The organism is Rhodococcus sp. 5A-K4, from assembly GCF_046097995.1.
Taxonomy (GTDB): Bacteria; Actinomycetota; Actinomycetes; order Mycobacteriales; family Mycobacteriaceae; genus Rhodococcus_F; species Rhodococcus_F erythropolis.
In genome coordinates, this window is sequence record NZ_JBJURM010000011.1 from 15,375 (window position 1) to 30,274 (window position 14,900).

Sequence of the window (14,900 nt, forward strand, 5' to 3'; positions counted from 1 at the left end):
CGTCACAGACGCAGTGCGCCCGCTACCGCCGCCAGAACCGCCAACGCCAGAAGGATTCCCGACGCAAGCTTGTTGACCTTGAACATCGAGTAGGCGCCGCCCACGGCAATACCCGCGCCGATGAACAGCAGGTAGGTGAAGAGGACGCTCACAGTGTGCCCTTCGTCGACGGCACGCCACTCACGCGCGGATCCGGCTCGACCGCCTCACGCAGAGCGCGCGCAACGGCCTTGTACTCGGCTTCGGTGATGTGATGCTGATCGCGGCCGTACAGAACCCGAACGTGCAGTGCGATACGTGCATTCAATGCGATCGACTCGAACACGTGGCGGTTGATCACCGCGTGATACGGAACGCCCGGGTACCCGCCGATGACGGAATGCACCATGTAGTCGGGCTCACCGGTGTGCACGCAGTAAGGGCGACCGGAGACGTCGACCGACGCGTGCGCCAGCGTTTCGTCCATCGGGATGAAAGCGTCGCCGAAACGACGGATGCCCTTCTTGTCGCCGAGAGCCTGGCCGAGCGCCTGGCCGAAAACGATCGCGGTGTCCTCGACGGTGTGGTGAGCGTCGATCTCGACGTCACCCTTCGCCTTGACGTCGAGATCGAAGCTGGCGTGCGTACCCAAGGCATTGAGCATGTGGTCGAAGAACGGAACGCCGGTGGAGACGTCGACGATGCCGGTCCCGTCCAGATTCAGTTCGACGACGATGCTTGATTCCCGAGTTGTTCGTTCGATCCGCGCGATGCGATCGCTCATGCCGTCTCTCCTGAATTCGTGTCGACCAGCTGGGTGCCTGCGATTTCGTCACTGGCCTTGATGAACGCGTCGTTCTCGGCTTCGAGTCCCACTGTGGCCCGCAGGTATCCGGGGATGCCGATGTCGCGGATGAGAACCCCGCGGTCGAGGTATTCCTTCCACGCCTGTGCACTGTCGGTGAACTGACCGAACAAGATGAAGTTCGCGTCACTGGGAATCACTCGGAAACCGGTGTCCGCCAGCGCCTTCGACACCCGATCACGCTCGGCAGACAAGGCGTGGACACTGCCGAGGGTCTCGTCGGCGTGACGCAGTGCGGCACGTGCCGCAGCTTGCGTGACCACCGAGAGGTGATATGGCAAGCGCACCAACAACAGTGCGTCGATGAATGCGGGAGCTGCGGCGAGGTAGCCGAGTCGGCCACCGGCAAACGCGAACGCCTTGCTCATGGTGCGGGTGACAACCAGCTTGGCCGGGAACTCGTCGATCAGCGTCATCGCGCTGGGGGCAGCGGAGAACTCCGCGTACGCCTCGTCGACGATCACGATGCCCGGCGCCACGTCGAGAATGCGTCGCAGTTCCGCAATACCGACGCTGTGTCCGGTCGGGTTGTTGGGGCTGGTCACGAACACGACGTCCGGTCGACGCTCCTCGATCACTGTGACGGCAGCATCCACGTCGAGTGCGAAATCGTCCCGACGGAAGACCTCGACCCACTCGGTATCGGTACCGTCGGCGATGATCGGGTGCATCGAGTACGAGGGCACAAAACCCATCGCGCTGCGCCCCGGACCTGCGAACGCCTGCAACAACTGCTGCAGAATCTCGTTCGATCCGTTTGCCGCCCAGAGATTGTCGACGGTGACCGGCACCCCGGTCTGCTTCGACAGGTACGCCGCCAGATCCGTCCGCAACGCGACAGCGTCACGGTCGGGGTAGCGGTGCAGTTCCTTCGCGGCTTCGCGCACGGATTCGGCGACATCGTCGATGAGCGCCTGCGTCGGCGGATGCGGGTTCTCGTTCGTGTTGAGCTGAACCGGCACCGTCAACTGCGGTGCGCCGTATGCCGACTTTCCACGCAGGTTCTCGCGAACCGGAAGGGCGTCGACCGAAATCGATTCTCCAGGAGCACTACTCATCGCAGAGCCTCGAATCGTAGACGCACAGCCTCGCCGTGAGCCGGCAGGTCCTCCGCGTTGGCGAGCGTGATGACGTGTCCGGCAACGTCTTTCAGAGCCGACTCGGAGTAGTCGATCACGTGGATCCCACGCAAGAAGGTCTGCACGCTCAGACCGGAGGAGTGACGTGCACACCCGGCCGTCGGCAGAACGTGGTTGGAGCCGGCGCAGTAGTCGCCGAGGCTGACCGGCGCCCATGGGCCGACGAACACGGCACCAGCGCTGGTGACCTGAGCTGCGACACCGGTTGCGTCCTCGGTCTGAATCTCGAGGTGCTCGGCCGCATAAGCGTTGACGACGCGCAGACCAGCGGAAACATCAGAAACCAGTACCGTGCCCGACTGGCTGCCGGTCAGTGCCGTGGTGACGCGTTCGCGGTGCTTGGTGATCTCGAGCTGCGCAGCCAGAGCTTTGTCGACCGCGTCGGCCAATTCGACGCTGGTCGTGACAAGAACGCTGGCGGCCATCACGTCGTGCTCGGCCTGACTGATGAGGTCGGCGGCAACGTGGACCGGGTCAGCGGTGTGGTCGGCGAGGATCGCGATCTCGGTGGGACCGGCTTCCGCGTCGATGCCGACCAGTCCGCGGCACAGACGCTTTGCGGCAGTGACATAAATGTTGCCGGGACCGGTGATGAGGTCGACCGGGACAAGCTCGGTTCCATCGGTGTCGGTTCCGCCGTAGGTAAGGAGGGCGACTCCCTGCCCGCCGCCGACGGCCCACACCTCGTCGACGCCGAGCATGGCTGCGGCGGCAAGAATGGTCGGGTGCGGCAATCCGCCGAAGTCGGCTTGGGGCGGCGAGGCGACAACAAGCGACCCGACGCCGGCCGTCTGAGCCGGCACGACGTTCATGACAACGCTCGACGGGTACACGGCATTCCCGCCGGGTACGTACAGCCCGACGCGCTCGACCGGAACCCAACGCTCGGTGACCGTGCCACCCGGAACGACCTCGGTGACGGTGTCCTTGCGACGCTGATCGGCGTGCACCTTGCGGGTGCGCTCGATCGCAACCTCGAGTGCTTCCTTGACTGCGGGGTCGAGTTCACGAAGTGCACGCTCGAGCTCGGCTGCGGGTACACGAACCGAAGCCGGACGAACGCCGTCGAACTTCTCGCCGAACTCGAGGGCGGCTTCTGCCCCGCGATCACGAACAGCTTCGACCATCGGGCGAACCTGATGCAGCACCGCGTCCACATCCACTCCACCTCGGGGAAGCGCGGCGCGAAGTTCGGCCGTGGATGGGGTACGACCACGCAGGTCGGTGCGGGCAAGCATGAGAGTTCCTCTCGTACGCAAACGGGGTGCCTGTGCAAGCGGCAGCAAACCGGTCCGGCATTACAGGCCGAAACAATGCGCCTGAAACACAGAACTGATGTCAATTATCCAGGATAGGCGCACCCCATTTTTCACCGGTCCACCTGCGACGCTCACTGCAGGTCCGGCGCCCGCCGCCGGGCGAGTTCGATCAGCTCGTCCCTTCGGTCGGTCGCCACCGAGATTTCGCGTCCGTCGTGCAGACGAAAGCGGACCCCGGCGCCGGGTGACGCGAGAATTACCCGCATACCTGGGCCGGTCATTCGATAACCGATTCCGGAGCCCATCCCGATATGTACTGCAGTTGCAGACACAACTTCGTCCCCCGAAATACCTGACGCAGCCCCGGAGACAGCGCGATCGACACTCGTTCGACGTCTGTGGTGATGATCACGCGCACCTTCCACATGTACGCGGCCAACCCGAAGGACAGGACCGCGGACAACGCGGCGCCGACGTAGCCCGCCGGGTCGTGTTCCACGATCGCCGCGAACCCGCAGACAATCACCAGGACAATTCCGAGGACGACGCACAATGAGGCCGTCGAACGCCGCAGTAGTGGGCTCAACGAAATGGACTCGTGAACTTCGTGCACAGCACCCCGCCTCGATCGCCGACAACCCCCGCACCGCGGAACGGCACCGGGAACACGACCATCCCATTACTCGCGCTTTTATAACAAACACGTCACGCACAGCTAGGGTCCAAAGTCGTGACAGACAGTGACGTGGCCACGACCGCACCTCCGGCCTTGCCGACCCCTCAGCGATCCAGCGGACCGAACCGAGCACGGATCGTTGCGATTGTCGCATCGATCCTCGGCATAGTTTTGTGCGGATCAGTGCCGTTCCTGCCGATCGAGCAGGACACAGCCGTCGTCAACTGGCCGCAGGCCGGGTCGACGACAAGCGTCGAGGCGCCATTGGTCTCGTACACACCGCTGCGCATGGAGGCATCGATCCCGTGCGCGTCGATCAGCGAGTTGGCCGCCACCGGCGGAACACTCGTCTCGACGGCTCCCCCGGGTGCCGCCGATGCGCGCCGCTACGGATTTGTTGCCACTGTCTCCCCCGAATCCGCCGACGCTCCCGCTCGGGTCGACGTTGTCCTGCGCGATCAAGTGCTGCTCTCGACACCCGTTGCTGATCTGCAAACTGGATGCGCACTCACGCTCGCCGCCGAGCCGACCCGAACCACCTTCAGCGCCACCGGTTCCGAACCGCGCGTCATCGAGGGCGACAGCCGACCACAGGTAGTCGGCGTCTTCAGCGACCTCGATTCGGCATCAGCCGGTTTGAACGTCTCGATCGAGGCGGACTCTCGCTTCACGTCGAGCCCGTCGGTGATCAAGACTCTCGCCATGATTCTCGGGGCACTCACGGCTGTCGTGTCCCTCTTCGCGCTGCACCGCCTCGACAACCGCGACGGCCGGGGCACACGCAAATTTCTGCCCGCCCGATGGTGGAAGTTCACCGTCCTCGACGGCGTCGTCGTCGGAACTCTGGTGCTGTGGCACTTCATCGGCGCTACCACCACCGATGACGGCTACCAGTTCACGATGGCCAGGGCCTCCGAGCAATCGGGCTACATGTCCAACTATTTCCGGTGGTTCGCGGTCCCCGAGACCCCGTTCGGAACGCCGTACTACAACATCCTCGGACTCCTGGCGCACGTCAGCACTGCAAGCCCCTGGGTTCGTCTGCCTGCTCTGTTGGCAGGCATCATCACCTGGCTCGTCATCAGCCGCGAGGTCGCGCCTCGACTGGGAGCCGCAATTCGCGGAAACCGGCTCGCCCTGTGGACCGGCGCGCTTGTCTTCCTCGCGTTCTGGCTTCCGTTCAACAACGGACTGCGCCCCGAACCGATCGTTGCTCTCGGCGTCCTGCTGACGTGGTGCTCGATCGAACGCGCAGTCGCGACGAGACGACTTCTGCCGGTCGCAGTCGCGATTCTGATCGCCGGATTCACCTTGACCGCCGGGCCTTCCGGCCTCATCTGCTTCGCCGCACTGATCGCCGGAATCCGCCCGATCATGCGCATCATCATCGAACGTGCCCGCACCACCGGTTACGTCGCGGCCGTCGGGCCACTGCTAGCTGCCGGACTGTCGATCCTCATCCCCGCGTTCGGCGATCAGAGCCTCGCCGCCGTCATCGAGATGCAACGCGTCCACTCGATCTCACCGAACCAGCCCTGGTTCGACGAGTACCTCCGCTACCAATACCTCTTCAACATCTCCGTCGACGGTTCTCTGACTCGCAGATTCGGTGTGTTCGTCATGGTTCTGTGCCTTGGCGTCTGCACCGCGATGATGCTGCGCAAGGGCGGCCGGATTCCCGGTTTGGCCGCCGGTCCGTCACGCCGCGTCGTGGGGCTGACGATCGGCGCACTGCCACTGCTGATGTTCTCGCCGACCAAGTGGACGCACCACTTCGGAATCTTTGCCGGACTCGCCGCCGTTCTGGCGATGATGACGGCGGTCGCCGTGGGTACAAAACTCCTGCGCTCGCCGCGCAATCGGGCCCTCTTCGCGGCAGCCGTACTGTTTCTCCTGGCTGTCGCATTCACCGGCAGCAACAGCTATTACTACGTGTCCAGCTACAGCGTTCCGTGGTGGGACAAGCCGGTGTCCATCAGCGGACTCGGCGCGAGCACCGTCCTCCTCGGGCTGACGGTGCTGATGCTCGGCGTCGCCGCGTGGTACTTCTTCCGTGAGCCGTACACCGCCGGGAAGGAACCGTCCGCGAAGCACGCTCGACTGCTTGCCATCTCGCCACTGACGATTGCCGCAGGTGCCATGGTCCTCTTCGAGGTGCTGTCCATGGCCAAGGGCGCGATCACCCAATACCCGGCCTATTCGGTGGGCCGTGCAAACGTCGACGCCGTTCTCGGCCAACACTGCGGACTCGCCAACGACGTTCTGCTCGAGACCGATCCGAACGCCTCGATGCTGACGCCCCTCTCGGGCAGCGTCGCCACAGCACTCTCCGCCGGTGGGGCTACAGGATTCGATCCGAATGGCGTCGCCTCCGACCTTCGAGCAGACAAGGAAGCCACGGCTACCGGCGGCGCGAACACCGTCGACACCTCCGAGGACACCGCCGGTAACTCGGCCGGAACCGGCGGAGGCGCCGGACAGACCGGGGTCAACGGCAGTTCGGTCGCGTTACCGTTCGGTCTCGACCCGGCGACAACACCCGTCATGGGTAGTTACGGTCAGCCCTCCCCCGGCACGCTGACCAGCGACTGGTACCAACTCCCCGACGTGGGCGAGAACGCCACACGCGGAGACATCATCTCGATTGCAACCGCTGGTCGTGTTCGGTCGGTCGACAAGGACGGAATCGTCACCTACGGCCAGAACGTCGAGGTCGAATACGGAACAGCGCGTGGCGTCGACGATGCCGAAACAGACGCTGTGGAAACACTCGGAAAGATCGCGCCCCTCGACATCGGTCCGGCACCGTCATGGCGGAACCTGCGTGTGCCGCTGGACCAGATTCCCGTCGAAGCCAACAGCATTCGACTTGTCGTCAGCGACTACGACAGCAAGCCCGACCAATGGGTGGCCGTCACCCCGCCGCGGGTTCCGAATACCCAGAAGCTCAACGACGTCGTCGGTTCGCAGGCGCCCGTCATGCTGGATTGGGCTGTCGGACTGGCATTCCCGTGCCAACGCCCCTTCGATCATCGGGTCGGTATCGCCGAGGTCCCCGAGTATCGGATCCTTCCCGACCATTCCGGCGCGCTCGTGACCAGTGCCTGGCAGGACCACTACGGCGGTGGACCGTTGGGGTGGATCGATCTGCTCCTGACCGCTCAGACCATTCCGTCGTATCTCGACAACGACTGGGCTCGCGACTGGGGTTCGATCGAGAAGTACACACCGATCGATCCGAGTGCAGTGCCTGCCCAGGTCGACGAAGCGACCGTTCAGCGCTCCGGGACGTGGAATCCGGGATCGATGACCATGGTTTTCTGAGCGGAATTTCTGAGAGGCTGGGTCACTGAGTGACACGGTCCAGTCGCGGGCGGATCGGACGAAACGCCTGCGACTGGACACTTGTATGACTTAGTCTCCCAGGCATGGGAGCCCTGTCACGGTCTATTACGCCTGCACTCATGGCACTGACGTGCCTGCTCGGGGCGCTCGCCTTTCCCGCTCGCGCCTCAGCGGAGGTACCGGATGACTTCCTCTGGGGCGTTGCCACCTCCGGATTCCAATCGGAAGGTTCGTCGCCGGACAGCAACTGGTCTCGATACTCCGATTCTGGACGAACGCACGACAAAATCGGTGATTCGGTCGACTTCCGGCATCGCTACGCCGAGGACATCGACCGGGCGGCCGATCTGGGATCGAAGGTTTTCCGATTCGGCGTCGAGTGGGCGCGAGTTCAGCCCGCCGCCGGGAGCTGGAACGAGACCGAATTCGCGTACTACGACGACGTGGTGGCTCACATCCGCGCGCGGGGCATGACTCCGATGATCACGCTCGACCACTGGGTGTATCCGGGATGGGTTGTCGATCAAGGCGGCTGGACAAATCCGAAGACGGAAGCCGATTGGCTGGTCAACGCAGAGAAGGTAGTCGAGCGGTACTCCGGAATCGGGGCGCTGTGGATCACGATCAACGAGCCGACTGTGTATGTTCAGCGTGAATTGACCTACGGCGGAATCGCACTCACCCAGGCACCGTCGATGTTCGATTCATTGGTCCGAGTCCACCGGGCGATCTACGACCGCATCCATGTTCTCGATCCCGGTGCCCGCGTGAGCAGTAATTTCTCCTTCATTCCCGGCGTGTCCGAGGCGATCGATTCGGTATTCACGGATCGGGTGCGCGACAAGCTCGACTTTCTCGGGATCGACTACTACTACGGTGTGGCCCTGAACAATCCGACTGCCGCGTACGCCGCACTCGACGAGTTCTACAACGTCACACCACAACCCGAAGGCCTCTACGACGCATTGATGCGGTACTCGGGCAAGTATCCAGAACTCCCCCTCTACATCGTCGAGAACGGCATGCCCACCGACAACGGAGCGCCGCGCGCCGACGGTTACACACGCTCGAATCACCTACGCGATCACATCTATTGGATGGAACGCGCCCGAGAAGACGGTGCCGACGTGATCGGCTACAACTACTGGTCCATCACCGACAACTACGAATGGGGTTCGTACCGACCTCGATTCGGCCTCTACACGGTCGATGTTCTCGGCGATCCCACTGCAGCGCGAATCCCGACCGACGGCGTCGACACCTACCGCCGGATCATTCACGAGAACGGCGTCGGAGCCGACTACGTGCCCGTCATGGCCCCGGCTTTCTGCTCGCTCGTCGATCCTCCCCGCAGTTGTACGGCTACTCGATGACGGCCGTTTTCCGAATTCCTCCACACCTCGTCGTTAGGATGTCCCATGCGAACACTGCGAAATATCGCCGGAACTGCCGCTGCCACGGCTGCCCTGATCCTGGTTGCCGGAGGCGCTGCGACAGCAGCCCCCAACCCGGCCGATTCACCCCGCGAGGCGCAAGCACGCGCCTACATCGACGCCCTGGTCTCCCATGACGTTTCCGATGTTCATTTCGCCCCGGATGCGACGCGCGTCGAAGCCGGACTCAAGACGGGGTTCTCCGGACCACAGATGTCCGCCGACCTCGAAAACGGTATCCAATACCGCGTTATCCAGGGCGTACGAGACCTAGAGATGTCGGAAGCCGGGGACATCGTCTCGACCACCTATCTGCTCGACGCGGGAATCGGTGGCACTCGCCTCATGACCGTGGAGATTCGTGAAACCTTCGAAGTCCGTGACGGTCTCATCCACGACGTCGTCGCCGACATCATCCCGGTGTCTGTGTCGTGACGCGCGCCCGATAGCTACTGGGCGGTGCACCCGAGACTCGGGTGCACATCGCTGCGAAGGCAGCCGGCGTCGAGTATCCGAGTTCAGCCGCAACGGCTGTCACACTGGCACCGGCAGAGAGTTTCGGGAGCGAGTGAAGAATGCAGGCACGCTGCATCCACGACGACGCGCTCATCCCCGTTTCCGAGATCAGCAAGCGGTGCAGTGTTCGTTCACTGATGTGGAGTTGCTCGGCCCACCGCGTGGGCGAGTCGTGGATCGACGGGCCGGCGAGATACCGCGTGCACAACGCCCGCAATCCCGGGTGCCGAGGCAGCGGAAGTTCCACAGGCAGGGGCGCAAGATCGCGAAGTTCGTGCAGGATCAGCTGAAATACCGCGGCGCCGCGTCCGTGTGCCGGGAAGTCGTCCTCCACGTTCAACTCGACATCCATGTCGACTGCAGCGACGAGCAGCTCACGCAGGAGCGACGACACCGCGACGACTCGGCACCTGACCGGGAACCACGGCGCTGCGGACGGTTCGATGTAGAGGCTTCGCGTGCTGACACCGTCTATCGTCACCGCATGAGCGACACCGGCGGGAATCATGACCGCATTGGACGGCAGAACCGTCCACTCACCGTCATCGGTTTCGACGTTCATCGCACCGTTCACCGCGAAGAGAAACTGGGCTCGTCGATGTTCGTGGGCGGCCAGCACGTGACCGGGTGGGTAGTCGGTTCCGATTGCGAGAACACCGCGAGGTGAGTGATCGACGTCGTTGATCGAGATGTTGCGCACCGGAGGAACCTACCGAGTCCGTGTCTGATTGACAATGGAACGTGGCGAACCTTCGAATGTGCGCCAGCGTAGAAATCGCTACCGTTCATCAAGTGCTTCACTACGCCCTCATCCTTCTCGCTTTCGGCGCCTTGACCGGAGTCACCACCGTTCTGTTCGGATTCGGTGGCGGGTTTGTCACCGTCCCAGTCGTTTACGCTGCATCCACACTTCGGGCGGACGTCATCGATCCGATGCATGTCGCCGTCGCATCCTCGGCGGCAGTGATGGTGGTCAATTCACTCAGTGCCACAATCGCATTCAGGAAGTCAGGACGGCTTCGGGCGGAGTACATCAGACCACTGATCGGCCCCGTCGCAGCCGGAGCAGGCCTCGGAGCGGTTGCGGCAGGTCACGTCGACGACGGCGCCGTTCGAATTCTGTTCGTCCTCTACCTCGTGGTCACAATCCTCGACAGCCTTCTGCGACAGGGGTTTCTGACACCACCTGAACCTCGAGAACATCTTGACCGTCACGGCGTCCGCGCTGTCGGGATAGGCATCGGCGCCGTCGCAAGTTTCCTCGGAGTCGGCGGGAGCGTCATGACGGTTCCGATGATGCGTCGCGGCGGAGTTCCGATGGCCGACGCCGCCGCGAGCGCCAACCCGTTGAGCTTGCCTGTCGCCGTCGTCGCGACTGCGGTGTACGCGGCCTCATCAGGGCACAGCACCGCCTCGGATCTGTCAGCGGGCAGGGTCGGCGCAATCGACCTTCTCGCCGTTTGCGCGTTACTGGCCGGCTCTCTACCTGCGATTGCACTGAGCCGGCGAATTGTCGGCGCCATCCCGGACCGGATCCATGCCGCCGCCTACATCGCTCTACTCGCAGTAGTCACGGCGGTGATGATCGCGGCTTAGCGGACGGCGTACCGCAGATAGATGACGCCGCCGTCGAAGGTTTTCTCTTCGAGCAGCCGCAGGTCCAGTCGCCCGCGCGGAAGGGCAGGCAATCCGCCTCCTACGCTGACCGGGCAGACGAACAGTCGGCATTCATCGACCAGCCCCGCCGCGAATGCACTTGCAGCGATCGTCGGCCCGCCGATCGAGATATCTTGTACCGCTTCGCTCTCGAGCGCACGAACGGCGTCGGCGTCGAAGTCCCGGGCAATCGTTGTGCGCGCCGTCGACACCTCGTTCAGCGTCGTGGAGTACACGATTTTATCGATGCCACCCCAGATCTGAGCGAACTCGACTGTCGCCGACTCGATTCCGGCAAACTCGTCCGGCACCGAAGAACCTACCGACACGGAAGTACCTTGAAGGTCCTCGTGTGCCATTGTCTCCCAGGGAATCATTGTCTCCCAGGGAAGCATCGTCTCGTACATCCGGCGCCCGAGCAGGTACGTGCCGACTCCCCTCTCGAGCTCGTTGACGAACGAATGGACCTGCGCGTCGGGAACCGCCCAGTCGAAGTTCCCCTGCTCATCAGCCACATACCCGTCGATCGAGCAGATCGCCGAGTAGATCAGGCTCACCATCGGTCCACGTGCAGCACGTTGTCGACCGGTTCACGGGCGGCGGGTTTGAACGTCTCGCCGGTGAAGTACGCCGTCGGGATAAGCGCCGCCTGATGGAATCCGGCCGGAATACCCAGCAGCTCGGCAACTTCCGCTTCACGCTGCAGGTGCAATGTCGTCCACGCCGTACCGAGTCCACGTGCCCGTGCGGCCAGAGCGTAACTCCACGCGGCCGGGAGTAGAGAACCCCACAGACCGGCCTGGTTCCCCTCCGGCAACGTCTTACCCGCCTTGATGCACGGAATGAGAAGAACCGGCACCTCGCCCATGTGCTCACCGAGCCACGCGACGCTGGTGCCTACTCGCTGTTGGATCGGCGCGCGATCGGGATCATCGGCGAAGAGTTTTGCCGCCGAACCGTGAGAAGCAAGGTACTCGTCGGTGACTTCCTTGTAGATCTGCCCGACTGCTGCACGCAGTGCCGGATCGGTCACCACCATCCACTGCCACCCCTGGCGATTCGAACCGGAGGGCGCTTGCAGGGCGATCTGGAGGCATTCCTTCACCAGGTCCAACGGCACGGGACGGGTCAGATCCAGACGCTTTCGAACCGTCCGCGTTGTGGTCAGTAATTCGTCGGGTGTCAGGTCGAGTACGGGATACGACGTCATCTCCCGATCATTGCACTGTCGCGAGCAGTGAGCAGGACAGTCCGTCTACACTTTTCTGATCCCGTGCGTGCTGGTTGTCGGGAGTATTCCCCGATCAAAGGACTTTCGACATGAGTTGGCACGTCTGGTTGGCGTTCTTCGGAGCAAGTTGGGTGATCAGCCTGTCACCGGGGGCCGGCGCCATTGCGTCGATGTCGTCAGGGCTTGCCTACGGCTTGCGGCGCGGATACTGGAACATCTTCGGGCTGCAGTTGGGATTGCTGCTGCAGATCGGAATTGTCGCGGCCGGGGTCGGTGCAGTTCTCGCCAGTTCGACCGTGGCCTTTTCCTTGATCAAGTGGTTCGGTGTGGCATACCTCGTCTACCTGGGAATCAGGCAGTGGCGATCGGCGCCCACCGAGGTGGAGACCGACGAGGCAACCGCGAGCAGTTCAGGCCCGATGATGATGCTTCGCGGTTTTCTCGTGAACGCGAGCAACCCGAAGGCTGTCGTTTTCATGCTCGCAGTGCTCCCACAATTCCTGGACCCGTCGGCACCGCTGCTTCCGCAGTATCTGATCATCGCCGCCACGATGTGCGCAGTCGACGTGATCGTGATGACCGGATACACCGGGCTGGCCGCACGGGTGCTCACCTTGATGCGATCCCCCAAACAGCAGAGAACCACCAATCGAGTGTTCGCCGGCCTGTTCTTCGGAGCCGCCGGCTTCCTCTCGAGCATCGGACGTGCAGCGGCTTGATCGGTCACAGGCCTGCAATCAAGTTGACGACGGACGCCACGATCACCGAACCGAACAGGTACGAGAGCAATGCGTGGCCGAGCGCCATCGCGCGCATGTCCGACGACTTCAAGTTGGTGTCGGAAATCGCGAAGCTCATCCCGACTGTGTAGGCCACGTAGGCGAAATCGCTGTACCGCGGCGGTTCTTCCTGATTGAAATCGATTCCGCCGTCGGGGCCGGAGTAGTACAGCCGCGCATAGCCGAGGGCGAAGAGCGTGTGGACCGCCAGCCACGAGATCACGACACTGCCGACTGCAACCGATGCCGCCACGACTTGGTAGTGATGTCCGTCGGGTGCCGCCAAGAGCAGGAACGCGATACCGACCAGGCTCGCGACGGCAGCGCCGAGAATCAGCAGGTGTGCGACGTTGCGAGCCGGTTCTTCCCGCGTTGCGTGGCTCGCGGTGAGCGTCGCATCGAAGGGCCAGACCAGAATCCACGTCCACACCGTGAACACCATCGCCGCGACATCCCAGCCGATCAGGAAAGCGAACCGGGGGTAGCCGACCAACGCCGTGACGACGCCTGCAGCGACACCGAGCACCAGACCTGTCGACACTCTCAGCGCTGGCCCGGCACCCAGCTCACTCCGCGGAACCGGGTTGATCGGAAGGTCATGCGATCGATCGTTCACGGGCTCAGTCAACCACCGTTCGCAATGAGACGGTGGTTACGCCGCAAGGTAATCGAGAAGCAGGCGTGTCAGGCGTTGCAGGTGTCGACCAAAGGCTTGCCGTTGAATCTGTCCAGCACGTACTGCAATCCGACACCGAAGTCCGCTACGGCCGGCGCGAGGTGATTGTTACCGCTCCCCGGATTCACTGCAGGCAGGGTGTCGGTGAACAACGTCGCCTCGGCCCCGCGCGCGCACCAGTCCTGAACCAGGCGCCGGGTTTGCTCGTACGGGATGAAATCGTCGTTGAGCGCTCCGTTGACCAGAATCGGCGAGGCCGGGGTTCGCCGCCCGATGCGTTGTTCCTCGATCACCTGCTGGATCTCCGGTACCGATTCCACCACGTCGGCAAGTGGCCGGCCGTCCGTGGTCCACGACGCCGTCGACTGCTTCCCGTACTTGGTTCGGGAATCGATGAGGCATTGCCCGGCGACGTCGGCGAGCACGGACCGGCCGTAGTCGTTGAGTCGAGATTCGATCGGCTCTCGGGCGGCGGGATATCGGTCGAGGACGCCGTTGATCGTGTAGCCGATCGCGGCCATCAGGCCGGTACCGTCGATATGACGCAGAACGCTTGCCAGGTCTGCCGGGGGCGCGCTCGCGTAACTCCCGACCAGATTCAACTCAGGCGCGTATTCGGGTGCCAGTTCGGTTGCAGCGGCAGTGGCGCCGCCGCCCTGCGAATGGCCCCACAGCGCTATCGGATCGTCCTCTCCTGCCTTCGCCAAGGCTCGGGCAGCGCGTGCACCGTCCAACATCGCATGGGCTTCCTCGGCGCGATTGACGTAGGTATGGATGCCGGGTGTTCCGAGTCCGATGTAGTCGGTGACAAACACGCGAACGCCCTGGGCTAGGAATGCGAAAGCAAATGCGGACTCGTAGTTGACACCGACACTGTCCACACCGGCACCGTAGTTCGACGGATTCCCGGGTTCCGCCAGGCGGAGTTGACCGGCAGTGGGGAACATCCTCGACGGCGCGCACTGATCACCTTGGCCCTGAGTGCCCGGACCGATCACGACCGTCGGGCGCGGGCCCGCGCCTGACCACGGGGCGGCCGGCTCCAGGTACGAGCCCGACACAGCAACATTGGATCCGTGGGTGTCGGTACTCGAATACAGGATCCGGGTCCCCACACCAGGCACTCCGCCAACGGCACCGGCCAGCGGCAGCGGTTCCGTCCGAATCACCGAACCCGGATCACCGACGTCGCCCGGAATCGCGTCGTAGAAATCGTTCACAGGTTCGGCGTTCGATACCGGTGTGAACAGTAGCGAGGTCGACAACAGCGCCGATACCGCAACGGCCGAAACCTTCAGTGCCGCGAGGACAACCTTCCGGGTGCTCATGGAAATCCAACGTATAGG

At 63.3% G+C, this 14,900-nt stretch carries 16 protein-coding genes; 5 read left to right on the forward strand and 11 right to left on the reverse strand.

From position 1 onward, the window contains the following. Window positions 1–2: 2 nt before the first annotated feature. The 6 genes from ACKAMS_RS16060 to ACKAMS_RS16085 form a co-directional block, all read right to left on the reverse strand. Window positions 3–152 (reverse strand): hypothetical protein, encoded by a 150-nt coding sequence (locus tag ACKAMS_RS16060; RefSeq protein ID WP_007732248.1) that lies wholly within the window; start codon window positions 150–152, stop codon window positions 3–5. Then, window positions 149–763, reverse strand: a complete 615-nt coding sequence (gene hisB / locus ACKAMS_RS16065; protein WP_003942383.1) for an imidazoleglycerol-phosphate dehydratase HisB — start codon at window positions 761–763, stop codon at window positions 149–151. Before hisB ends, ACKAMS_RS16060 begins: the two co-directional genes overlap by 4 nt. Further along, the gene (locus tag ACKAMS_RS16070) at window positions 760–1,902 is read right to left on the reverse strand and encodes a histidinol-phosphate transaminase (protein ID WP_046378665.1); all 1,143 of its coding nucleotides are present in this window, start codon (window positions 1,900–1,902) and stop codon (window positions 760–762) included. Before ACKAMS_RS16070 ends, hisB begins: the two co-directional genes overlap by 4 nt. Continuing rightward, window positions 1,899–3,221: a histidinol dehydrogenase gene (hisD, locus tag ACKAMS_RS16075; RefSeq protein WP_020908000.1), complete on the reverse strand. Its 1,323-nt coding sequence runs from the start codon at window positions 3,219–3,221 to the stop codon at window positions 1,899–1,901. The genes ACKAMS_RS16070 and hisD overlap by 4 nt, the downstream gene beginning before the upstream one ends. A gap of 152 nt (window positions 3,222–3,373) precedes the next feature. Beyond that, the gene (locus ACKAMS_RS16080; RefSeq protein ID WP_408989237.1) at window positions 3,374–3,523 is read right to left on the reverse strand and encodes a hypothetical protein; all 150 of its coding nucleotides are present in this window, start codon (window positions 3,521–3,523) and stop codon (window positions 3,374–3,376) included. After that, window positions 3,520–3,855 (reverse strand): hypothetical protein, encoded by a 336-nt coding sequence (locus ACKAMS_RS16085; RefSeq protein ID WP_408989238.1) that lies wholly within the window; start codon window positions 3,853–3,855, stop codon window positions 3,520–3,522. The genes ACKAMS_RS16080 and ACKAMS_RS16085 overlap by 4 nt, the downstream gene beginning before the upstream one ends. Before the next feature lie 117 nt (window positions 3,856–3,972). On the opposite strand from ACKAMS_RS16085, the gene ACKAMS_RS16090 reads away from it, so the two are divergent. From ACKAMS_RS16090 to ACKAMS_RS16100, 3 genes are all read left to right on the forward strand, one after another. After that, complete coding sequence (locus tag ACKAMS_RS16090) at window positions 3,973–7,242, forward strand: arabinosyltransferase domain-containing protein (RefSeq protein ID WP_408989239.1); 3,270 nt, start codon at window positions 3,973–3,975, stop codon at window positions 7,240–7,242. A 140-nt stretch (window positions 7,243–7,382) separates the two neighbouring features. Then, a complete protein-coding gene (locus ACKAMS_RS16095) occupies window positions 7,383–8,636 on the forward strand; it encodes a glycoside hydrolase family 1 protein (protein ID WP_021333662.1) in 1,254 nt (417 codons plus the stop codon). A 45-nt stretch (window positions 8,637–8,681) separates the two neighbouring features. Beyond that, window positions 8,682–9,131 carry a hypothetical protein gene (locus tag ACKAMS_RS16100; RefSeq protein ID WP_003942394.1) on the forward strand — a complete coding sequence of 150 codons (450 nt, stop codon included), beginning with the start codon at window positions 8,682–8,684 and terminating at the stop codon, window positions 9,129–9,131. On the opposite strand, the gene ACKAMS_RS16105 is transcribed toward ACKAMS_RS16100, so the two are convergent. Next, window positions 9,109–9,912: an AraC family transcriptional regulator gene (locus ACKAMS_RS16105; protein ID WP_408989240.1), complete on the reverse strand. Its 804-nt coding sequence runs from the start codon at window positions 9,910–9,912 to the stop codon at window positions 9,109–9,111. The two genes, ACKAMS_RS16100 and ACKAMS_RS16105, sit on opposite strands and share 23 nt — an antisense overlap. Window positions 9,913–10,004: 92 nt before the next feature. Here ACKAMS_RS16105 and ACKAMS_RS16110 point away from each other — a divergent pair, with 92 nt between their 5' ends. After that, a complete protein-coding gene (locus ACKAMS_RS16110; RefSeq protein WP_019748782.1) occupies window positions 10,005–10,808 on the forward strand; it encodes a sulfite exporter TauE/SafE family protein in 804 nt (267 codons plus the stop codon). On the opposite strand, the gene ACKAMS_RS16115 is transcribed toward ACKAMS_RS16110, so the two are convergent. After that, window positions 10,805–11,428 carry a dihydrofolate reductase family protein gene (locus ACKAMS_RS16115; protein WP_408989241.1) on the reverse strand — a complete coding sequence of 208 codons (624 nt, stop codon included), beginning with the start codon at window positions 11,426–11,428 and terminating at the stop codon, window positions 10,805–10,807. The two genes, ACKAMS_RS16110 and ACKAMS_RS16115, sit on opposite strands and share 4 nt — an antisense overlap. After that, window positions 11,422–12,078, reverse strand: coding sequence for a nitroreductase family protein (locus tag ACKAMS_RS16120; protein WP_003942413.1), 657 nt, complete (start codon window positions 12,076–12,078; stop codon window positions 11,422–11,424). Before ACKAMS_RS16120 ends, ACKAMS_RS16115 begins: the two co-directional genes overlap by 7 nt. Before the next feature lie 110 nt (window positions 12,079–12,188). Between ACKAMS_RS16120 and ACKAMS_RS16125 the strand changes: the two genes are divergently transcribed. Beyond that, window positions 12,189–12,818 carry a LysE family transporter gene (locus ACKAMS_RS16125; protein ID WP_070796813.1) on the forward strand — a complete coding sequence of 210 codons (630 nt, stop codon included), beginning with the start codon at window positions 12,189–12,191 and terminating at the stop codon, window positions 12,816–12,818. A gap of 4 nt (window positions 12,819–12,822) precedes the next feature. Here ACKAMS_RS16125 and ACKAMS_RS16130 read toward each other — a convergent pair whose 3' ends face one another. Together ACKAMS_RS16130 and ACKAMS_RS16135 are read right to left on the reverse strand one after the other, a co-directional pair. Beyond that, complete coding sequence (locus tag ACKAMS_RS16130; RefSeq protein ID WP_020908009.1) at window positions 12,823–13,494, reverse strand: DUF1345 domain-containing protein; 672 nt, start codon at window positions 13,492–13,494, stop codon at window positions 12,823–12,825. 68 nt (window positions 13,495–13,562) lie between these two features. After that, complete coding sequence (locus tag ACKAMS_RS16135) at window positions 13,563–14,882, reverse strand: lipase family protein (protein WP_084326985.1); 1,320 nt, start codon at window positions 14,880–14,882, stop codon at window positions 13,563–13,565. Window positions 14,883–14,900 lie beyond the last annotated feature (18 nt).